Consider the following 21292-nt stretch of genomic DNA (forward strand, 5'->3'; position numbering starts at 1 on the left):
GGTTGGCCAGCGGGCTCAGGCCTCTTCCTTGCCCCAGGAATCGCGCAGGGCGACGGTCAGGTTGAACACCAGGCCTGGGGCCTTGCTGTCGCGGCAGAAATATCCTTCCCGTTCGAACTGGAACGCCTTTTCCGGCTGTGCATGGACCAAGGAAGGCTCCACCACCGCCTCTTTCAACACCAGCAGGGAATGCGGGTTCAGCGCCTGCTCGAAGGACTCCGCCGCACCCGGGTTCGGCACGCTGAACAGCCGATCGTAGATCCGCACCTCGGCCGGAACTCCCCGGCTGGCGGATACCCAGTGGATCACGCCCTTGACCTTGCGGCCGTCGGCCGGATCCTTGCCCAGGGTATCGGGGTCGTAGCTGCAGTAGAGGGTGGTGATCTTGCCATCGGCATCCTTTTCCACCCGTTCGGCCTTGATCACATAGGCGTTGCGCAGCCGCACTTCCTTGCCCAGCACCAGCCGCTTGTACTTCTTGTTGGCCTCTTCCCTGAAATCGGCCTCGTCGATATAGAGTTCACGGGTAAAGGGCAGCTCCCGGTTGCCCATCTCGGGCTTGTTCGGGTGATTGAGCGCACTCAGGGTTTCCAGGTGATCCTCGGCCAGGTTTTCGATCACCAGCCGCAGCGGACGTAGCACCGCCATGGCCCGCGGGGCGTTCTCGTTGAGATCATCGCGGATACAGGCCTCCAGCATGCTCATCTCGACGGTGTTGTCCTGTTTGGTCACCCCGATGCGCTGGCAGAATTCACGGATGGAGGCCGGGGTATAACCGCGACGGCGCAGGCCGGAGATGGTGGGCATGCGCGGATCGTCCCAGCCTTCCACATGGCCGTCGGTCACCAGTTGGTTGAGCTTGCGCTTGGACATCACGGTGTATTCCAGGTTGAGCCGGGAAAACTCGTACTGGCGCGGGTGGCAGTCGATGCTGATGTTGTCGAGCACCCAGTCATACAGACGCCGGTTGTCCTGGAATTCCAGGGTGCAGAGCGAGTGGGTGATACCCTCGATGGCATCGGAAATGCAGTGGGTAAAATCGTACATCGGATAGATGCACCACTTGTCCCCGGTCTGGTGATGGTGGGCAAAGCGCACCCGGTACAGCACGGGATCGCGCATGACCATGAAAGGCGAAGCCATGTCTATCTTGGCGCGCAGGCAGGCTTCGCCTTCCTTGATCTCGCCATTGCGCATGCGGCCGAACAGGGCCAGGTTTTCTTCCACCGGGCGATCCCGGTAGGGGCTGTTGCGCCCCGGCGTGGTCAGGGTACCGCGGTATTCGCGGATCTGATCCGGCGTCAGCTCATCCACATAGGCCAGCCCCTTCTCGATAAGCTCCACCGCATAGCCGTGCAGCCGATCGAAATAGTCGGAAGAGTAGTGAACGTCGCCACTCCATTCGAAACCGAGCCAGCGAACGTCGCGCTTGATGGACTCGACGTATTCGACACTTTCCTTTTCCGGGTTGGTGTCATCGAAACGCAGGTTGCACTGTCCCTGGTAGTCCTGGGCAATCCCGAAGTTGAGACAAATGGACTTGGCATGGCCGATATGCAAATAGCCATTCGGCTCTGGCGGAAAACGGGTCTGTACCGACTGGTGTTTGCCGCTGGCCAAATCTTCATCGATGATTTGGCGAATAAAATTGCTGGGACGATGGTCCGCCTGACTCATTCATGCACCTCGAGTGTGGGGATAGCATAATCAAACGCTCATGATCCATGATCTCCGCCCGGGGCTCAATAGCCAGAGCCGGAATAACCGGTTTTACCATCAATAAAGCCGCCCGCAGGCGGCTTGAGGGGTCAGTCTTCTACCGGCAGCGTCTGCTGCACATAGCGTCCCGGCGCCGGCATCAGGCCCGGACAATCGGCGCTGCCCACCGCTCGGGCAGGCACCGGCTGCTCGCCCAGATAGGGGGTCACCCACTGCTGCCAGTGCGGCCACCAGGAGCCGCCCTCCCGCTTGGCGGACGCCAGCCATTGTTCGGCGCTCTCGAAAGCCGCGTCGTTCAGCCAGTAGCCATACTTGTTCTTGTTCGGTGGATTGACCACGCCGGCCACATGCCCGGACTCGCCGAGCACCAGGGTGGTCTCGCTGCCGAGCAGTTTGGACCCCATAAAGGTCGCATCCCACAGAGCGATATGGTCCTCCTTGGTGGAGAGGAAATAGCTGGGGGTCTTCACCTTGGACAGGTCGATGCCGAAGTTGCCCACCTTCACCTCGCCGGCCCGGCTCAGCCGGTTGTTCAGGTACAGCTCACGCAGCAGGAAGCTGGCACAGGTAGCGCTCAGGTTGGTGCTGTCGCTGTTCCAGTAAAGGATATCGAAATCCGCCGGCTCTTCGCCTTTCAGGTAGTTGTCGATGTAGTAGTTCCAGTACAGGCTGTTCTCCCGCAGCAGGCTGAAGGTCACCGCCATCTGCCGGCCATCGAAGAAGCCCTGAGCATCGTTCATCTGCTCCATGGCGCCGACCACGGGCTCGTTGATGAAAACTCCCACCTCCCCCGGCTGGGTGAAGTCCAGCAGGGTGGTCAGGAAGGTCGCGCTCTTGACCCTGGGTTTCATCCGCCGGGCCGCGTACAGGGCCATGGTGGAGGCCAGCAGGGTGCCGCCGATGCAGTAACCGATGGCGTTGACTTCCTTCTCGCCGGTGATCTGCTCGATCACCCGGATCGCTTCCATGGTGCCGGAGTGGATCAGATCCTGGAAGCCGATGCTGGCCTGTTCCTTGCCCGGATTGCGCCAGGAGATGATAAAGACCGTATGGCCCTGATCCCTGAGCCAGCGCACCAGGGAATTCTGCTCCTTGAGATCCAGGATATAGAACTTGTTGATAAAGGGCGGCACCACCAGCAACGGCGTCTGGTGCACCGTCTCGGTGCTGGCCTGGTACTGGATCAACTCGAAAATATCGTTCCTGAACACCACCTCGCCGGGGGTGGTGGCAAGGTCCTCGCCCAGGGTGAAGGCCGACTGCCGGGTCATGCGGATTTTCAGCAGGTTGGCGCTGGCGGCCAGGTCTTCCTGGAACAGCTCGATACCCTTGACCAGGTTGGCTCCCTTTTCTTCCAGGGTGCGGTGCAGCAACTCGGGGTTGCTCCAGATAAAGTTGGTCGGCGACAGCGCATTGATGGTCTGGCGGAAGAAAAAATGCAACCGCTGGCGCACCGGCTCGGGCAGGCCTTCGACCACATCCAGCATATTGGCCAAGGACTTGGCGAAATGCAGGTAGGACTGGCGCATAAAATCGAAGTGGGGATCCTCCCGCCAGGATTTATGCTGAAAGCGCCGTTCGCCGGGCGGATCCTGGACCAGGCTGTCGGCATCCTTGTCCAGCGTCTTGACCATGCTGTTCTGGCAGATGGCCAACTGCCCCTGCCACCATTGCATCTGCATATCGAGCAGCCGCATCGGGTTGGTCGAGACCGCGTCATAAAAGGTCTTCAGATCCTGGGCATTGACTTCCGATAACGCTTGGGTCACCGGGTTGTCCCCCAGGCTGGCACGTTGCATGTCCGACCACATGGTCTCATTCCACTGAAAGAACTGACGTATGGGATCGGTACCGTTATACATATCTTGCTGCATTGTCCCTCCCTGATAGAGATAGCGCCCGCCAGAACAGGGGAATACGGCAACAGCAACGGGAAGGAGCCCTGAGAGCCCCTTCCCTGGCTGTATCTTTAATCCCCGACGGGCTAAGCCATCACAGACGATTATTTTTTCTGCGCGTCTGCGGCCAGGGCTTCGAGACCAGCCTTGAATTCCTGGGCCAGTTCGGCCAGTTTCTTGCCGTCCTCAATCATCTGCTGGCTGATGCGGGTCATGGTTTCCAGTTGCTTGGCGCCACAGCTGACCAGGCTCTGAACGTCCCTGACCTGGCTGTTGGCCTGCAGCTGGGCCAGACCGATGTCGGCATACTGGCGGGCGGCTTCGAGCTGCAGGTTGGTCAGGTCGGTGAAGTTCTTGGCCACCAGCTGATTGTATTTCATCATGGGGCCGAAGGCCTTTTCGGTTTGATCGTTAAAGCTTTTGAAAATATCGGTGTACATAACCAGTTCCTTAAAGGGAAAGTAAATATTTATTATATCGGATTCCGTTTGGCCTCAGACCCGCTTCAGTACCACCGCAGTGCCCATGCCGCCACCCACGCACAGTGAGGCCAGCCCCAGGGTATTGCCACTGCGCTGCAGTTCATACAGCAGGGTGACCAGGATACGGTTGCCGGAAGCGCCCAGCGGATGCCCCAGGGCGATGGCGCCGCCGTTCATGTTGGTCTTGTCCAGCAGCGCCTGTTCGGCGATGTCGTACTTGGCAGAAAGCTGTCTGACCACGCCCAGCGCCTGACCGGCGAAGGCCTCGTTGAGTTCCAGTCGCTCCATCTGCTCGAGCTTGAGGCCACCGCGGGACAGTGCCTGGTCGATAGCCGGTACGGGACCCAGGCCCATGATCTCGGGTTCGATACCGCCCTGGCCATAACTGACCACTTCCGCCAGCGGGGTCAGGCCGTATTTTTCCACTGCCGATTTGCTGGCCAGAACGATGGCGCTGCCACCGTCGTTGATGCCGGAGGCATTGCCCGCCGTGACGGAACCATCCGGCTTGAAGGCCGGGCGCAGCTTGGCCAGGGTCTCGAGGGTAGTGCCGACCTTGGGATACTCGTCGGTGTCGATGGTGAGGGTTTCCTTACGGCTTTTCACTTCCACCGGCACTATCTCGGCCTTGAAGTGACCGGCTTCAATCGCCGCCACCGCCTTGGCCTGGCTGGCCACGGCCAGGGCATCCTGCTCCTCGCGGCTGATCTTTTCCTGGGCCACCACGTTTTCGGCGGTCACGCCCATATGGTACTTGTTGAACACATCGGTCAGGCCGTCGCTGATCAGCAGGTCGGACAGGGCCATATCGCCCATCTTGTTGCCGCCCCGCAGATCGCCTTTTACGACGAAGGGGATCTGGGACATGTTTTCACAACCGGCAGCCACGACCACCTCGGCATCGCCTGCCTTGATATGGGCGCAGGCATCCATCAGGGTCTTCATACCGCTGCCGCACACCATGTTCAGGCTGTAAGCCGGCACGCCGGCCGGAATACCGGCAGCCAGTGCCGCCTGGCGGCCTACGCCCATCCCCTGGCCGGCACCGACCACGTTGCCGACGATCACTTCATTGACCTTGTCTGCCGACAGCCCAGCCTGCTCCAGTGCGCCCTTGATGGCAATACCGGCCAGCTCTGCGGCAGGAACGGATTTCAAGGCACCACAGAAGCTGCCGATAGGGGTACGTTTAGCCGCAACAATATATACAGATTCAGACATAAATAATGCTCACTCCGTTGATGACAGACCGGTGGGTCTTACTTCATGTACAGGCCGCCATTGACCGACAGGGTTTCACCCGTAACGTAACCGCCGTATTCGCCGGCCAGATACAATACCGCGCCAGCCACTTCGTCGGTGGTGGCCAGCCGTTTCAGGGGAATGGTGGCCTTGATGGAATCCAGCACATCTTCACGAATGGCGGTCACCATGGGGGTCGCGGTATAACCGGGTGCCACGGCATTAACACATACACCGAAGCGTGCGCCTTCCGCAGCCAGGGCCTTGGTAAAACCGATCATGCCCGCCTTGGCGGCCGAATAGTTCACCTGACCGTATTGGCCCTTGAGACCATTGACGGAAGAAATATTGATGATGCGACCGCTACCCTGCTCACACATTTGATTAAATATGGGTTGGGTAACGCTGAACAGACTGTTGAGGTTGGTGTCCATCACCTCCTGCCACTGCTGCAAGGACATTTTCTTGAAGGTGGCATCGCGGGTGATCCCGGCGTTGTTGACCAGAACGTCGATGTGTCCCAGCTCACGCAGGGTTTCGGCCAGTACTTCACTGACCCCATGATGATCGCTCACATCCAGGGCCAGCAACTGAATATCCTTGTCAGCCAGGTTTTCTTCCTGCAACCAGTTAGCCGCCTGCTGTTCCTTTCCCGGACGGTGAGTGGCCACAACTTTGTATCCATTTTCCAAAAACAGACGGCACACTTCCGTTCCAATCCCACCAGCGGCTCCGGTCACCAGCGCAACTCTTTTATCGGTCATCAAATCCACTCCTTTGTTTGCAGCTATATCTAAAAATCGGCGAAACACCGTTTTTCATAGGTAAGGCCCCTCTCATCAAATCCAGGGGCAATACCAAAACCCTCGTACTCTCTTTGCTTTGTATTATTTAAGTTTGAGCGTCTTGACCAGACCACTATAAGCCTATTTTTATGACAAATAAATTAACTTTAATCGTTTTTTTCATTAAAAGGTGACGTTTAATAGCGGATACTAAGACACCCGTCACGGACAGATAAAAAAACCAATAATCGACATTAGCGCAGCAAAAAAAACCATAAAAAAATCCAGGTTGGCGATTTACTCCAGTAATGTAAATGCTTGGGCCAAACGTCGCCTCTTCCCGTCCATAAAAACACACCACCAGCTTAGGGTGTATAAGCCCAGGCAACATCACTTCTAAATAAAACCAACACGGCCAAAAAGCAGAAAACAATTCAATGAATTAGTGTTTTTACTCTGGCGTTGTTTTATTTTGGTGCAATATTGAGCACCTTTATTTGCCTGCTGCCACTATTGGGGCAGCAACAGCACCACAAAGGAGCACTCTCACCATAACCGTTCCTGATTGTTCTGGCCGGGTAAATAACTGATCCTGATAGTGCTACATAGACCGGGTACCGTACGCAAACACGGCGGGAGGACATGACACTCGCTGTGCCAGGCGCTTCGCGCCCCCCCTGGCGCAAGCTCTGCTTAACAGAGTCCGGTCGCTGCCGGCAGTGAGCTACTTTCGGAACAACTCGGGACGCACGGACAGGCTATGACCACTGGTCGCGGAAACCGTCGTGAGCACAACAGGCTTCCCGCCCCTCCATCTCCCTGTGGTCACATCGTCTCCCCTGCGGTCAATAATAGGGGGTTGCTGCATAAATCGGCGTCGATTGCATATTCTTAGAGCAAACAGCCTGATTTCGTTGGGAAAGCCGCTTTGAGTGTTGACAGTCCATGGGCCAGCCATTACCATGCGCCTCGCATTCAAGGATGCTCTTCCCCCTTAGTTCAGTCGGTAGAACGGCGGACTGTTAATCCGTATGTCGCTGGTTCAAGTCCAGCAGGGGGAGCCAGTTTCAAAAATTGTTCCTCCTTAGTTCAGTCGGTAGAACGGCGGACTGTTAATCCGTATGTCGCTGGTTCGAGTCCAGCAGGAGGAGCCAGTTTCACAAGTTGTTCCCCCTTAGTTCAGTCGGTAGAACGGCGGACTGTTAATCCGTATGTCGCTGGTTCAAGTCCAGCAGGGGGAGCCAGTTTCAAAAATTGTTCCTCCTTAGTTCAGTCGGTAGAACGGCGGACTGTTAATCCGTATGTCGCTGGTTCGAGTCCAGCAGGAGGAGCCAATTTTCTTGTCTTTTCAGAAGCTTTGGCTCATTATGAAGCGATAATTTCTGCCCTCTTATCGTATTCCTAACCCTGTTGTCCCGTTCATACAAGGATAATGAGCATGCGGGAAACTCGCCCCTTCGGTCAAGCACTGCTGCTGGCAGGCATCATCTTCTTGCTATTGAGTCTACTCTTACCCTGGTGGGCAAGCTACCGTTTCCTGCTCCATCAGGATCAGCTGATCGACCGCCATTTTCCCCTTCTGGTAACCTCGGAAAATCATACCGCCCTGCTGCCTGGCATGGCCGAGCTGTCGATAGGGCATCCCCTGGCCGCGGACAATCAGGCATGGTGGTTTGGCCGGGCAGCCGCCAATCATCAGCGACTGCTTGAACAAACCCCCGTCTTCTATCGTTTGGAGACCCGGGCGGCCACGATGCAATGGATGCTGCTCTCACTGCCCCTGAGCCTGGCCTGTCTGCTGGTCTTTGGCGGCCTTTATCTGCGCTGGCGCCGGGAGAATAACGACAAAGAGCAACATTACCGAGCCTTGTTGCTCGACCCGGAAGCTGGGCAGCTCAGCGTCCGGGACCCCGTAGAACAAGGCATCCTCGGCCTGCATCAAAGCCATCGGCACGAGCTGGAAACGCTCCAGCAACAACTCACCGAGGCCCATCAACAAGGGCATCAGGACAGCCTCACCGCGCTCGGCAACCGTTACGCCTTCCGCCGTGATCTCGGCCTGATGCTGACCGACGATAACAAGCTCGCCACCGCCACCCTGCTTATCGTCAGGGCCAGCGCCCTGCAGGACACCAACACCCGGCTCGGATTCCAGGCCGGCGACCAATATCTGCAGGATATCGTCCGTCTGATCCGCAAGGTCATACAACCGGTGCTGGGCGCCCGGGCCTATCGCATCAGCGGAACCGATATCGCCGTGCTGATCAAGGGACAGTGCGAGCCCTTGGCCCAGTCCCTGGGCACTCAACTGCGCCAGGATTTGACTCATTATCAACACCTGCATGAGCTGGATTGCGCCGCCTATATGGGCTTTACCCAGCTGTTGCCCGGGCAGTCACCGGAGCAGGTGCTGATCCGTGCCGACATCGCCCTGGCCCAGGCCCAGGGCGGCGAGCCCAATGGCTGGCGCATCGTGCTGAAACACCAGGGCGACGAGGACCTGGGGGAAAGTCAGTGGCGCCAACGGCTGCAGACCATGCTGGCAGAAGATCGGATACAGCTGATGGTACAGCCGGCCCAAATCCGCAAACCGGGAATGCCCGGCTACAACGAGATCTACTCGCATTTTCCCAACGATAACGACGGCTATTACCCGACCACCACCGTCTTTGCCATGTTGCAGCGGCTGGATCTGTCCATGTTGTTCGAGCAGAAGATCATCGAAATGACCCTGCGCCAGATAGTCGAGAAGAACATGCCGGCCCAGCGCTGGGCCCTCAACCTGACCCCCGCCAGCCTGCAACAGAACTCTTTCCTGATCTGGCTGGAACGGCTGTTGCTGCGCGATACCAACATTACCTCCAACCTGGTATTCGAACTGGACGAGCACGTGCTGGAGCACCAGCTGGTGGCCGGCAAGCGGCTGCTGGAAATGATCCGTCGCTGCGGGGCCCGCTCGGCGGTGAGCAAGTTCGGCCATGGTTACGGCTCATTCCGCCTGCTGAAGGAGGTCAAGCCCGATTACATCAAGCTCGATGCCCAATTGGTCAAACACCTGGAAGAAGACAGCACCAACCAACAATTCGTGCGCATGATAGTGGATCTGGCCCAGCGACTGGGTTGCCACGTGATTGCCGAAGGAGTCGAAACCGGCGAGCAGAAACGGGTGCTGGAGAGCATGCATGTCGACGGCGTCCAGGGCTACCTGATCGCCAAACCCAGCGACCTCGCCAGCTTCAGGGGGTTGGCGTTTTAAGCCGGAGCAGATAGTTGATCAGCTCCCCCAGATGACGATAGCGCTTGATTTCCTCGGGGCTGTAGCGGGTCGACATGGTGGACGGATTATGGCGGTGTTTGAGATAGCGCATGATCTGCAGGCGGTTGAAGCCGCCGACCCGGTAAACCAGCTCGAGCAGGTTCTTGATCTGTTCCGAGTCCAGGCCGCACAGCTCGGCGTAGTCCGGATCGAAGGGGGTTCTGATCTCCACCTCGACCAGACCGAGCTTCCCTTCCTCCTGCAGGTACTCCAGCCATTGCTCCACATACATCGGCTTGGTACCCGGCAGCAGCGAAAAGAACCCCTTGCCCGAGCGACAGCCGGACAGGAGCAGTATGGCCAGGGCATCACTGTTGCAGGAAAAACGCACCTCGCCCTGCTCGCTCCAGTCCAGCGCCTGGATGCGGATCTCGGCCCGTCCCCCTTGGCCGTCTTGCACCTTGAAGATAAACACAGCCTCTCCGATATAGCGGCAAAGCCTTCATCTTGGCCCAATCTCGGGGTCGAGTCAAAGCCGGGCTTCACAGCCCGCCCGTATGGGTGTAAGGTCTGGCTTCGTCCGCTTCCCTTACCGATATTGCGCAGGAGTGATCGATGATGCCCAATAAGGAAGTTACCTATACCATTTCTGAATTGGCCGATGAATTCGACATTACCCCGCGCACCTTGCGTCACTACGAAGAGCTGGGCCTGCTCAGCCCCCGGCGCAAGGGCAATAGCCGTATCTACAGCCACAAGGACAGGATCCGCCTTGCTCTCACCCTACGCGGCAAACGCCTGGGCTTCAGCCTGGCGGAGATGCGCGAGCTGTTCGAACTTTACGATGCCGAGCACAGTTCCCGCCCCCAGTTGCATTCGATGATCGCGATGATCGCGGAAAAACGCGCCAGCCTGCAGCAGCAGCAGGAAGACATCGAGAAGGTGCTGGCGGAGCTGGATGCTGCCGACATCAAGGCGCGGGAAGCGTTGGAAAAGATGAAACATCACTAAAGCTGGAAGCGGGAAGCTGGAAGCGGGAAGCTGGAAGCGAGAAGAAATGATGAAGCCCCGCGATGCGGGGCTTCAGGATTTATTCTGCCCGGCTGATACTGGCCAGCTTGTCGAAGTAGTCCGGGAAGGTCTTGGAGGTGCACCTGGGATCCAGGATCACCACGGGCGTATCACTCAGCGCCACCAGCGAGAAACACATGGCGATACGGTGATCGTTGTAGGTGGCGATGTCGGCTTCCTGCAGCTTGGCGGCCGGCGTCACCACCAGGTAATCTTCTCCTTCCTCCACCTCGACCCCGAGTTTACGCAGCTCGGTAGCCATGGCGAACAGCCGGTCGGTTTCCTTCACCCGCCAGTTGTAGATATTGCGGATGCGGGTGGTGCCCTCGGCAAACAGGGCGGTAGTGGCGATGGTCATGGCGGCGTCGGGGATATGGTTCATGTCCATGTCCACCGCCTTGAGCGGTGCCACGTGCTCGGCCTCGATAAAGTCATCGCCCCAGGTGATGCGTGCCCCCATGGCCTCCAGCACATCGGCGAAACGGATATCGCCCTGGATGCTGTGGCGGCCGATACCGGTCACCCGCACCTTGCCCTTGATGGCGCCCGCCGCCAGGAAGTAAGAGGCCGAAGAGGCGTCCCCTTCCACCAGGAAGGTCCCCGGCGACACATAGCCCTGGTTGCCCTGGATATAGAACACCTGGTAGTTGTCGTGCTCCACCCTCACCCCGAACTGTTTCATGATGTGCAGGGTGATGTCGATATAGGGCTTGGACACCAGCTCGCCCTTGATATGGATACGGGTATCGCCAGAGGCCATGGGGGCCGCCATCAGCAGCGCGGTGAGAAACTGGCTGGAAACGGAGCCGTCGATATGCACATCGCCGCCCCACAGGCCCTTGCCGTTGATAAACAGCGGCGGATAGCCATCGGTCTTGAGGTAGCTGATATCGGCGCCCGCCTCGCGCAGGGCATCCACCAGATGGCCGATGGGCCGCTCCCACATGCGCGGCTCGCCGGTCAGGGTGAACTCGCCGGTGCCCAGGCACAGGGCCGCACAGAGCGGACGCATGGCGGTGCCGGCATTGCCGAGGAACAGGGAAACCGGCTCCTTCACGCTGAACGCCCGGCCCAGACCGTGCACCACGCATTCGGTCTTGTCTTCCGACAACTCGTACTGCACCCCCAGGATTTTGAGAGCATCCAGCATATGGCGGATGTCATCGCTGTCGAGCAGGTTGGTCAGGCGGGTGGTGCCCTGGGCCAGGGCCGCAAGCAGCAGCGCCCGGTTGGACACGGACTTGGATCCGGGCAGGTTGACGGTGCCCTCCACCCGGGCGATAGGGGATAGTTTAAGGCTTTCCATATGATTCCTGGAGATTCGGGGTAAACAACAACTGAAGCTTTCTAGACGTTAACAGGGCTGGTGCATCAGGGCAAGATAAACAAAAGGCCGGTGTGCACCGGCCTTCGCTCAACCCAGCACCTTGGCCAGGGCTTCCAGGCACCGCTGGTTCTCGTGCTCGAGACCGATGCTGATGCGCAGGCAGGTCGGCAGGCCGTAGCCGGCGATGGGCCGCACGATGACACCCTCGCGCAGCAGCGCCTCATACACAGGCCCGGCTTCCCGCTGCAGATCCAGGGTGATGAAGTTGGCCCGGGAAGGAATGTATTTCAGGCCCTTCTCCTGGAAGAAAGCCTCGTAGCGCGCCATCTCCCGCCGGTTCAGTTCCACCGCCTGGTTGAGATAGTCCTCGTCGTCCAGCGCCGCTTCCGCCGCCGCCAGAGCCAGACTGTTGCAGTTGAAGGGCTCGCGCACCCGGTTGAGCACCGCCACCAGCTCCGGATGGCAGACCATGTAGCCCACCCGCAGCCCCGCCAGGCCATAGGCCTTGGAGAAGGTGCGCGACACGATCAGGTTGGGATAGCGGGCCAGCCAGTCGATGGACGGGATCCGCTCGTCTTCCGCCACATACTCGGTATAGGCCTCATCCAGCACCACCAGCACCTGGGCCGGCACCTTGTCCATAAAAGCTTTGATCTCGGCCGCGCCGACGAAGGTGCCGGTCGGGTTGTTGGGGTTGGTGATGCACACCAGCCGGGTCGCCGGGGTGATGGCCGTCGCCATGGCCTCGAGATCATGGCCGAAGTCCCTGGCCGGCACCACCACCGCCTCGGCGCCGTGGGCCTGGGTGGCCAGGGCGTAGACGATAAAGGTGTACTGGGAATACACTACCTGCTGCCCGGGCGACACGAAGGTGTGGAACACCAGGTCGATCAGCTCGTTGGAGCCGTTGCCGAGGATCAGCTGCTCGCGGCGGACGCCGAGCTTGTCCGCCAGCTTGGCCTTGAGGGCGAAACCGTTGGCGTCCGGGTAACGGGCCAGCTCCGGCAGGGCGCGTTCGATGGCGGCCCGGGCCTTGGGCCCCAGACCCAGCGGGTTTTCATTAGAGGCCAGTTTCACGCTGTTGCTGATGCCGAGCTCGCGCTCCAGCTCTTCCACCGGCTTGCCCGGCTGGTAAGGGTGCAGCCCCTCCACCCCGGGGTTGGCCAGGGCCAGAAAATCAATACTCACGGTGACTCCTTGTATCTGTTCCAATGGCCTTGCACAACAAGGCCCGCCAACTGAAGTGGCGGCTACAGCGCGGTGCCGCCTTTTCATATGACGCTGTTTTTTCTTCCAGCTTACCGCTTACGGCTGCAAGCTTTAGCTTCCGTGCTGCTTGGCGAACCTGTCCATAAAGGCGACCAGCGCCTGCACCCCTTCGATGGGCATGGCGTTGTACAGGCTGGCGCGCATGCCGCCCACGATGCGGTGGCCCTTGAGCGCCAGCAGGCCTGCGGCCTTGGCCTCCTTCAGGAAGACGTCGTTCAGGCTGTCGTCCTTCAGCTGGAAGGGGATGTTCATCCAGGAGCGGGCGCTGGGATGCACCTCGTTGCGGTAGAAGTCGCTGGCATCCACGTAGTTGTACAACAGTTCGGCCTTGGCCTTGTTGCGCTCGCCCATGGCCTCCAGGCCACCCTGGCGTTTCAGCCACTGGAACACCAGGCCGGCCAGGTACCAGGCATAGGTGGGCGGGGTGTTGAGCATGGAGTCGGCCTTGGCCATGGCGGCGTAGTCCAGGATCGCCGGCACCTGGGGACAGGCCTGGCTGAGCAGGTCTTCACGCACTATGACCACCGCCAGGCCGGAGGGACCGATGTTCTTCTGGGCGCCGGCGTAGATAAGGCCGAACCTGGTCACGTCGATGGGACGGGAGAGGATGGTGGACGACATGTCCGCCACCAGGGGCACGTCGCCGGTGTCGGGAACAAAGTGGTATTCCAGACCTTCGATGGTTTCGTTGGGGCAGTAATGCACATAGGCGGCGGTGGAGTCCAGCGCCCAGCTGGTGGCTAGGCCCTGGCGTCCGTCTGCGGCGGCCTTGAGCCCGTCCAGCACCCGCACGTCCCCCACCTTCTCGGCTTCGGAGACGGCGGACTTGGACCACTGACCGGTGACGATGTAGTCGGCCTTGGCGTTGATGCCCATCAGGTTAAGCGCCACGGCGGCGAACTGGCCACGGCCACCGCCCTGCAGGAACAGCACCTTGTAGTTGTCGGGGATCTGCATCAGATCCCGCAGGTCCTGCTCGGCCTGGGCCGCCACCGCCATGTAGTCGGTGCCACGGTGGCTCAGCTCCATCACCGACACGCCCAGGCCGTGAAAGTCACGGAACTCGGCCTGGGCCTGTTTCATTACCTCTACCGGCAGCATGGCCGGGCCTGCGCTGAAGTTATAAACCATCTTCTCCATTTTCCCTGGGTTACCCTCGATTAAACAAAGTGACAAAAGCGGCCGGCGGGAAGGAAGATCCCCTACCCGGCCTGCACGCTTCTTTATTATTACTAGCTTTTACACGGCGGCGGGGCGCCGAGTCAAAATGATTTTTCGGCCAAGGGCTGGCCCGAACAAAAGGGGCCCAAGGGCCCCTTACTGACTTACTCCTCGGCCGCGCCGTCCTGGCCTTCGGCCAGTTCGTCGCCCTCGGTTTCCTCGATGCGCTGCAGGCCCACCACCTGCTCGTCCTCACCGGTGCGGATCAGGCGTACACCGGCGGTGTTGCGACCGATCAGGCTGACCTCGGACACCCGGGTACGCACCAGGGTGCCGCCATTGGTGATCAGCATGATCTCGTTGCCCTCGTCCACCTGGATGGCGCCCACCACGGGGCCGTTGCGCTCGCTCACCTTGATCGAGACCACCCCCAGGGTAGCCCGGCTCTTGGTCGGATATTCCTCGAGCGCGGTGCGCTTGCCGTAACCGTTGGCGGTGGCGGTGAGGATGGCCCCGGCGCCGCGGGGCACGATCAGCGACACCACCCGATCCCCCTCGGCCAGGCGGATGCCGCGCACCCCGGAGGCGGTACGGCCCATGGGGCGCACCCCCTTGGAGCCGCCGGTACCGGCGGCGTCATCGGCCTGTTCGTCACCCTCTTCGGCTCCGTCGGCCTCGGCGCGACCGCCGCCTTCGGCGAAGCGCACAACCTTGCCGGCGTTGGAGAACAGCATGATCTCGTTGCTGCCATCGGTGATGTCGACCCCGATCAGCTCATCCCCTTCCTTCAGGTTGATGGCGCGGATACCGGAGGCCAGCGGCCGGCTGAAGGCGGACAGGCTGGTCTTCTTGACGGTGCCGTCGGCGGTGGCGAAGAACACGTATTTGTCGTCGGAATATTCCTGCACCGGCAGTATGGCGGTGATACGCTCCCCCTGCTCCAGCGGCAACAGGTTGACGATGGGCCGGCCACGGGCGGCACGGCTGGCTTCGGGCAACTGGTAGACCTTGAGCCAGTACACCTTGCCGGCGGTGGAGAAGCACAAAATGGTGTCGTGGGTGTTGGCCACCAGCAGCCGCTCGACGAAGTCCTCTTCCTTGATGCTGGTCGCCGACTTGCCGCGCCCGCCCCGGCGCTGGGCCTCATAGTCGGACAGCGGCTGGTACTTCACGTAGCCCTGGTGGGACAGGGTGACCACCACGTCTTCCTGGGTGATCAGGTCCTCGATGTTGATCTCGGCGCTGGAAGTGGTGATCTCGGTGCGGCGGGTATCGCCGAACTGCTCCTTGAGCGCTTCCAGCTCCTCGCGGATCACCTCCATCAGGCGGACCGTGCTGTTGAGGATGTGCAGCAGCTCGGCGATCTGCTCGAGCAGGCTCTGGTATTCCTCCAGGATCTTCTCGTGCTCGAGGCCGGTCAGGCGGTGCAGGCGCAGATCCAGGATGGCCTGGGCCTGCTGCTCTGTCAGGTAATAGTGGCCGTCGCGGATGCCGTATTCGGGCTCCAGCCATTCCGGACGGGCGGCGTCGTCACCGGCCCGCTCCAGCATGCCGGCCACGTTGCCCAGCGCCCAGCCCTGGGCCAGCAGCCCGGCCTTGGCCTCCGCCGGGGTCGGCGAGCGGCGGATCAGCTCGATCACCGGATCGATGTTGGCCAGGGCGATGGCCAGGCCTTCCAGGATGTGGGCCCGGTCCCGCGCCTTGCGCAGTTCGAAGATGGTGCGGCGGGTGACCACTTCGCGCCGGTGCTGGATAAAGCACTCCAGCATTTCCTTCAGGTTGAAGGTGCGCGGCTGGTTGTTGTCCAGCGCCACCATGTTGATGCCGAACACCGTCTGCATCTGGGTCTGGGCATAGAGGTTGTTGAGGATGACCTCGGCCACCTCGCCCCGGCGCACCTCGATCACCACGCGCATGCCGTCCTTGTCGGACTCGTCGCGCAGGGCGGAAATGCCCTCGATGCGCTTTTCCTTGACCAGCTCGGCGATTTTTTCAATCAACCGCGCCTTGTTCACCTGGTAGGGCAGCTCGGAGACGATGATGGTCTCGCGCCCGCTCTTCTCGTCGGCCTCGATCTCGGCCAGGGCGCGCACATAGATCTTGCCACGGCCGGTGCGGTAGGCATCGATGATGCCGGACTTGCCGTTGATGATGCCGCCGGTGGGGAAATCCGGGCCCGGGATCAGCTCGATCAGCTGGTCGACGCTGATGTGTTCGTTGTCGATCAGCGCCAGGCAGCCGTCCACCACCTCGTTGAGGTTGTGGGGCGGAATATTGGTGGCCATGCCCACGGCGATACCGGAGGAGCCGTTGACCAGCAGGTTGGGCACCTTGGTCGGCATCACCGCCGGTATCATCTCGGTGCCGTCGTAGTTGGGCACCCAGTCGACGGTTTCCTTGTCCAGATCCGCCAGCAGCTCGTGGGCGATCTTGTCCATGCGCACTTCGGTATAACGCATGGCGGCGGCGGAGTCGCCATCCACCGAGCCGAAGTTGCCCTGGCCGTCGACCAGGGTATAGCGCATGGAAAAGTCCTGCGCCATCCGCACTATGGTGTCGTATACCGCGCTGTCGCCGTGGGGGTGATATTTACCTATTACGTCACCCACTACCCGGGCTGATTTCTTGTAGGGCTTGTTCCAGTCGTTGCCGAGCTCGTTCATGGCGAACAGCACACGGCGATGCACCGGCTTCAAACCATCTCGCACATCGGGAAGCGCCCGTCCCACGATCACGCTCATGGCGTAATCCAGGTAGGAGCGTTTGAGCTCTTCCTCGATGTTTATCGGCATGATTTCTCGGGCCAGATCGGTCATAGCAAGCCTTGTCCCCAGTTTATTGATTATATGGCTTTGAAAAACGCGCCATTCTAGCACAGTTCCGGCCCGACGGGAGCAGGGAAGCTGGCGGCGACAGGCCGCTTGGTTATAATGGCCTCCTCAGTTTGTCCGGCTTTAAGGCTTCGACCATGAACGTAGATCAACAGGAAATCGACAAATTCGAGGCCATGGCCTCCCGCTGGTGGGATCCGGAGGGCGACTTCAAGCCCCTGCACCGGCTCAACCCCCTGCGCCTGGACTGGATAGCCGGCAAGGCCGGCGGCCTGTTCGGCAAGCAGGTGATCGACATCGGCTGCGGCGGCGGTATTTTAAGCGAGAGCATGGCCCGGGAAGGCGCCGAGGTCACCGGGGTGGACATGGGCCGCGAGCCGCTGGCCGTGGCCCGGCTGCATGCCCTGGAAACCGGGGTGAGCGTCAATTATCGTCAGGGCACCGCCGAGCAGCTGGCCGCCGAACGGCCCGGACAATTCGAGGTGGTGACCTGTATGGAAATGCTGGAGCACGTGCCCGACCCGGCTTCCGTGGTGCAGGCCTGCGCCGAGCTGGCCCGACCCGGCGCCACCCTGGTGTTTTCCACCATCAGCCGCAACCCCAAGGCCTGGCTGCTGATGATAGGGGTGGCGGAACATCTGCTGAAAATGGTGCCGAAAGGCACCCATGATCACCGCAAGTTCATCACCCCGGCGGAGCTGTGTTCCTATATAGAGCGGGCCGGTCTGGTGGTGAAGGACATCAGCGGCGTGGTCTACCGGCCCCTGACCGGCGATTTCAAGCTGAGCCGGGATGCGGACGTCAACTACATGGTCCACGCCATCAAACCGGAGTAAACCATGGACGTGCGCGCGGTGTTGTTCGACCTAGACGGTACCCTGCTGGACACGGCCGGCGACATGGGCGCGGCCGCCAACCATGTCATCACCGGCCTGGGGTTGCCCCCGCTCTCCGACGAGGTGCTGAGCTGCACCACCTCGGATGGCTCCTACGCCCTGCTCCAGGCCGGCATCCAGCCGGCGCTTATCGCACAGCACGGACTGGAACAGCTGCGCCGGCGGATGCTGGCCTTTTACGGCGAGAACCTCTGCCGCCATACCCGCCCCTACGACGGCGTGGCGGAGCTGCTCGACTGGCTCGACCGGCGTCGCATTCCCTGGGGGGTGGTCACCAACAAGCCCGCCGCCCTGACCGAACCGCTGCTGGCCGGGCTGCCGCTGTTCGCCGGTTGTGGCGTCACCGTCAGCGCCGATACCCTGCCCCAGAAAAAACCGCATCCGGCTCCCCTGCTCCACGCCGCCGGACAGCTGGCGGTGGCGGCGGCCCAGTGCGTCTATGTGGGCGACCACAGGCGCGACATAGAAGCGGGCCGGGCCGCCGGCATGGTGACCATCGCCGCCGCCTGGGGCTACATCTCGGCCGGCGAGAACCCGGACGACTGGCAGGCGGACCATCGACTCGACTCGGTGCCGGCCCTGAAAAGCTGGCTCGAAGACGCGTTCGGCACCTCCTGCTGAAAGTTCCGGCGGGATCCCCAAACGCCTTTTTTTGCAAGCCAAATTTTTCAAAAAAAGTTTCCTCCCGCCCATAAAAACAGCAGGCTTTGGCCAGCGCCAGACTCCCAACGGAGCAGAAGTTAGTGAGTGCAAACACAAGCCCGAAGATCACAGATTATCCACAAGATCTTCCGGCGGCAGCCGGCTTGAGAATCGGGGGGCAACCCACTATATTGTGCCCATCCTCAATATCACAACTAGATGTTGTGCTTCCTCCGATTGCCGACCACACTATATAGGGTGGCTGGCTGCACGGGTTTTGCCGGAGCAGACACAACACCACCGGGAGAAGGTCCGCCTCATGAACAAACATCTGCTGGTCACCAAACGCTCCGGCGCCAAGGAGCCCATCGATCTGGACAAGATCCACAGGGTCATCACCTGGGCCGCCGAGGGCCTGGACAATGTTTCCGTCTCCCAGGTAGAGCTGCGCTCCCATATCCAGTTCTATGACGGTATCCGCACCGAAGACATCCACGAGACCATCATCAAGGCCGCCGCGGATCTGATCTCCGAACAGAGTCCGGACTACCAGTACCTGGCCGCCCGCCTGGCCATGTTCCACCTGCGCAAGAAGGCCTACGGCCGGTTCGAGCCGCCCCACTTCTACGATCATGTGGTCAAACTCACCGAGATGGGCAAGTACGACCAGCACATCCTGGCCGACTACAGCCGCGAGGAGTTCGAAACCCTGAACGCCCGCCTGCACCACGAGCGCGACATGGACTTCTCCTACGCCGCGGTCAAGCAGCTCGAGGGCAAGTACCTGGTGCAGAACCGGGTCACCGGCGCCATCTACGAGAGCCCCCAGTTCCTGTACATGCTGGTGGCCGCCTGCCTGTTCTCCAAGTACCCCAAGGCGACCCGGCTGGACTACATCACCCGCTTCTATGATGCGGTGTCCCAGTTCAAGATCTCCCTGCCCACGCCCATCATGTCCGGCGTGCGCACGCCCACCCGCCAGTTCAGCTCCTGCGTGCTGATCGAGTGCGGCGACAGCCTGGATTCCATCAACGCCACCTCCGGCGCCATTGTGCGTTATGTGTCCCAGCGCGCCGGCATCGGCATCAACGCCGGCCGCATCCGGGCGCTCGGCAGCCCCATCCGTGGCGGCGAGGCCTTCCACACCGGCTGTATCCCCTTCTACAAGCACTTCCAGACCGCGGTCAAATGCTGCTCCCAGGGCGGCGTGCGCGGCGGTGCCGCCACCCTGTTCTATCCCCTGTGGCACCTGGAAGTGGAGTCGCTGCTGGTGCTCAAGAACAACCGCGGCGTGGAAGAGAACCGGGTCCGCCACATGGACTACGGCGTGCAGATCAACCGGCTGATGTACCAGCGCCTGATCAAGGGCGGCGACATCACCCTGTTCAGCCCCTCCGACGTGCCCGGCCTGTACGATGCCTTCTTTGAGGATCAGGCCAAGTTTGAAACCCTGTACGAGCAATACGAGCGGGACGACAGCATTCGCAAGCGCACCGTCAAGGCGCTGGAGCTGTTCTCCCTGATGATGCAGGAACGCGCCGGCACCGGCCGCATCTATATCCAGAACGTGGATCACTGCAACACCCACAGCCCCTTCGACCCGGCGGTGGCCCCGGTGCGCCAGAGCAACCTCTGCCTGGAGATCGCCCTGCCCACCAAGCCGCTGATGGACATCAACGACGAGAACGGCGAAATCGCCCTCTGCACCCTGTCCGCCTTCAACCTGGGTGCCATCGGCAGCCTGGACGACCTGGAAGAGCTGGCGGAGCTGGCGGTACGCGCCCTCGACGCCCTGCTCGACTACCAGGACTACCCGCTGCTGGCCGCCCACAAGGGCTCGATGAACCGCCGGACTCTGGGCATTGGCGTCATCAACTACGCCTACTACCTGGCCAAGCACGGCGTCAAATATTCCGATGGCAGCGCCATCGGCCTGACCCACAAGACTTTCGAGGCCATCCAGTACTACCTGCTGAAGGCCTCGGTGCAGCTGGCCAGGGAGTTCGGGGCCTGCCCGGCCTTTAATGAGACCACCTACGCTCAGGGCATACTGCCCATCGACACCTACAAGAAGGATCTGGACAGCGTCTGCAGCGAACCGCTGCACCTGGACTGGGAAAGCCTGCGCGAGGAGATCAAGACGGTGGGCCTGCGCAACAGCACCCTGACCGCGCTGATGCCCTCCGAAACCTCGAGCCAGATCTCCAACGCCACCAACGGCATAGAGCCGCCCCGCGGCCTGGTGTCGATCAAGGCCTCCAAGGACGGCATCCTCAAGCAGGTGGTGCCCGAGTACGAACGGCTCAAGGGCCAGTACGAGCTGCTGTGGCAGATGCCCTCCAACGACGGCTATCTGCAGCTGGTCGGCGTGATGCAGAAGTTCGTGGATCAGGCCATTTCCGCCAACACCAACTACGATCCGGCCCGCTTTGAGGGCGGCCGGGTACCGATGAAGCAGTTGCTGAAAGACCTGCTCACCGCCTACAAGTTCGGTCTCAAGACCCTGTATTACCACAACACCCGTGACGGTGCGGCAGACGCCCAGAACGACATGCAGGAAGATGACGGCTGCGCCGGCGGTGCCTGCAAGATTTAAGGCACCGTCACACTCAAATAATCCCGGCGAGGGCCACCTCGCCGCTGTGCGCAGCGTCGCTCACTACCGCCAACGCGGGCTGAGCGGCACTGCGCTCATTGTCTTTGCGGAACGAGA

General features: G+C 60.7%; 15 protein-coding genes and 4 tRNA genes. 9 read left to right on the forward strand and 10 right to left on the reverse strand.

Annotation, left to right across the window (positions count from 1 at the left end; genetic code table 11):
• Nucleotides 1-15: 15 nt before the first annotated feature.
• The 5 genes from glnS to phbB form a co-directional block, all read right to left on the reverse strand.
• A complete protein-coding gene (glnS, locus tag ACT7DK_RS11435; RefSeq protein WP_445399240.1) occupies nt 16-1677 on the reverse strand; it encodes a glutamine--tRNA ligase in 1662 nt (553 codons plus the stop codon).
• 131 nt (nt 1678-1808) lie between these two features.
• Nucleotides 1809-3593, reverse strand: coding sequence for a class I poly(R)-hydroxyalkanoic acid synthase (phaC, locus tag ACT7DK_RS11440; protein ID WP_445399242.1), 1785 nt, complete (start codon nt 3591-3593; stop codon nt 1809-1811).
• Between the two features lie 128 nt (nt 3594-3721).
• Complete coding sequence (locus ACT7DK_RS11445) at nt 3722-4057, reverse strand: phasin family protein (protein ID WP_445399244.1); 336 nt, start codon at nt 4055-4057, stop codon at nt 3722-3724.
• Nucleotides 4058-4111: 54 nt separating this feature from the next.
• Nucleotides 4112-5320, reverse strand: a complete 1209-nt coding sequence (locus ACT7DK_RS11450; RefSeq protein ID WP_445399246.1) for an acetyl-CoA C-acetyltransferase — start codon at nt 5318-5320, stop codon at nt 4112-4114.
• 38 nt (nt 5321-5358) lie between these two features.
• A complete protein-coding gene (gene phbB / locus ACT7DK_RS11455) occupies nt 5359-6105 on the reverse strand; it encodes an acetoacetyl-CoA reductase (protein WP_445399248.1) in 747 nt (248 codons plus the stop codon).
• 1009 nt (nt 6106-7114) lie between these two features.
• Between phbB and ACT7DK_RS11460 the strand changes: the two genes are divergently transcribed.
• From ACT7DK_RS11460 to ACT7DK_RS11480, 5 genes are all read left to right on the forward strand, one after another.
• Nucleotides 7115-7190, forward strand: a tRNA-Asn gene (locus tag ACT7DK_RS11460).
• A 14-nt stretch (nt 7191-7204) separates the two neighbouring features.
• A tRNA-Asn gene (locus tag ACT7DK_RS11465) sits at nt 7205-7280 on the forward strand.
• 14 nt (nt 7281-7294) lie between these two features.
• A tRNA-Asn gene (locus ACT7DK_RS11470) sits at nt 7295-7370 on the forward strand.
• A gap of 14 nt (nt 7371-7384) precedes the next feature.
• Nucleotides 7385-7460: transfer RNA gene (locus ACT7DK_RS11475), tRNA-Asn, on the forward strand.
• 104 nt (nt 7461-7564) lie between these two features.
• Nucleotides 7565-9382 (forward strand): EAL domain-containing protein, encoded by a 1818-nt coding sequence (locus tag ACT7DK_RS11480; protein ID WP_445399250.1) that lies wholly within the window; start codon nt 7565-7567, stop codon nt 9380-9382.
• On the opposite strand, the gene ACT7DK_RS11485 is transcribed toward ACT7DK_RS11480, so the two are convergent.
• Entirely contained in the window at nt 9363-9857 is a 495-nt protein-coding gene (locus ACT7DK_RS11485) for a hypothetical protein (protein ID WP_445399252.1), read from the reverse strand. The genes ACT7DK_RS11480 and ACT7DK_RS11485 overlap by 20 nt on opposite strands.
• A 140-nt stretch (nt 9858-9997) precedes the next feature.
• Between ACT7DK_RS11485 and ACT7DK_RS11490 the strand changes: the two genes are divergently transcribed.
• Nucleotides 9998-10393 (forward strand): MerR family transcriptional regulator, encoded by a 396-nt coding sequence (locus tag ACT7DK_RS11490; RefSeq protein ID WP_445399254.1) that lies wholly within the window; start codon nt 9998-10000, stop codon nt 10391-10393.
• Nucleotides 10394-10472: 79 nt separating this feature from the next.
• Here ACT7DK_RS11490 and aroA read toward each other — a convergent pair whose 3' ends face one another.
• The 4 genes from aroA to gyrA all read right to left on the reverse strand — a co-directional run bounded on the left by aroA (nt 10473) and on the right by gyrA (nt 17026).
• Nucleotides 10473-11759 (reverse strand): 3-phosphoshikimate 1-carboxyvinyltransferase, encoded by a 1287-nt coding sequence (aroA, locus tag ACT7DK_RS11495; protein WP_445399256.1) that lies wholly within the window; start codon nt 11757-11759, stop codon nt 10473-10475.
• A gap of 108 nt (nt 11760-11867) precedes the next feature.
• Entirely contained in the window at nt 11868-12968 is a 1101-nt protein-coding gene (gene hisC / locus ACT7DK_RS11500; protein ID WP_445399258.1) for a histidinol-phosphate transaminase, read from the reverse strand.
• Between the two features lie 132 nt (nt 12969-13100).
• The gene (gene serC / locus ACT7DK_RS11505) at nt 13101-14189 is read right to left on the reverse strand and encodes a 3-phosphoserine/phosphohydroxythreonine transaminase (protein WP_445399260.1); all 1089 of its coding nucleotides are present in this window, start codon (nt 14187-14189) and stop codon (nt 13101-13103) included.
• A 185-nt stretch (nt 14190-14374) separates the two neighbouring features.
• A complete protein-coding gene (gene gyrA, locus ACT7DK_RS11510) occupies nt 14375-17026 on the reverse strand; it encodes a DNA topoisomerase (ATP-hydrolyzing) subunit A (RefSeq protein WP_445399262.1) in 2652 nt (883 codons plus the stop codon).
• A gap of 152 nt (nt 17027-17178) precedes the next feature.
• Here gyrA and ubiG point away from each other — a divergent pair, with 152 nt between their 5' ends.
• From ubiG to nrdA, 3 genes are all read left to right on the forward strand, one after another.
• Complete coding sequence (gene ubiG, locus ACT7DK_RS11515) at nt 17179-17877, forward strand: bifunctional 2-polyprenyl-6-hydroxyphenol methylase/3-demethylubiquinol 3-O-methyltransferase UbiG (protein ID WP_445399264.1); 699 nt, start codon at nt 17179-17181, stop codon at nt 17875-17877.
• A gap of 3 nt (nt 17878-17880) precedes the next feature.
• A complete protein-coding gene (locus ACT7DK_RS11520) occupies nt 17881-18558 on the forward strand; it encodes an HAD-IA family hydrolase (protein WP_445399266.1) in 678 nt (225 codons plus the stop codon).
• A gap of 340 nt (nt 18559-18898) precedes the next feature.
• Nucleotides 18899-21175 carry a class 1a ribonucleoside-diphosphate reductase subunit alpha gene (gene nrdA / locus ACT7DK_RS11525; RefSeq protein WP_445399268.1) on the forward strand — a complete coding sequence of 759 codons (2277 nt, stop codon included), beginning with the start codon at nt 18899-18901 and terminating at the stop codon, nt 21173-21175.
• Nucleotides 21176-21292: the final 117 nt, after the last annotated feature.

This window comes from Zobellella sp. An-6, assembly GCF_052487945.1.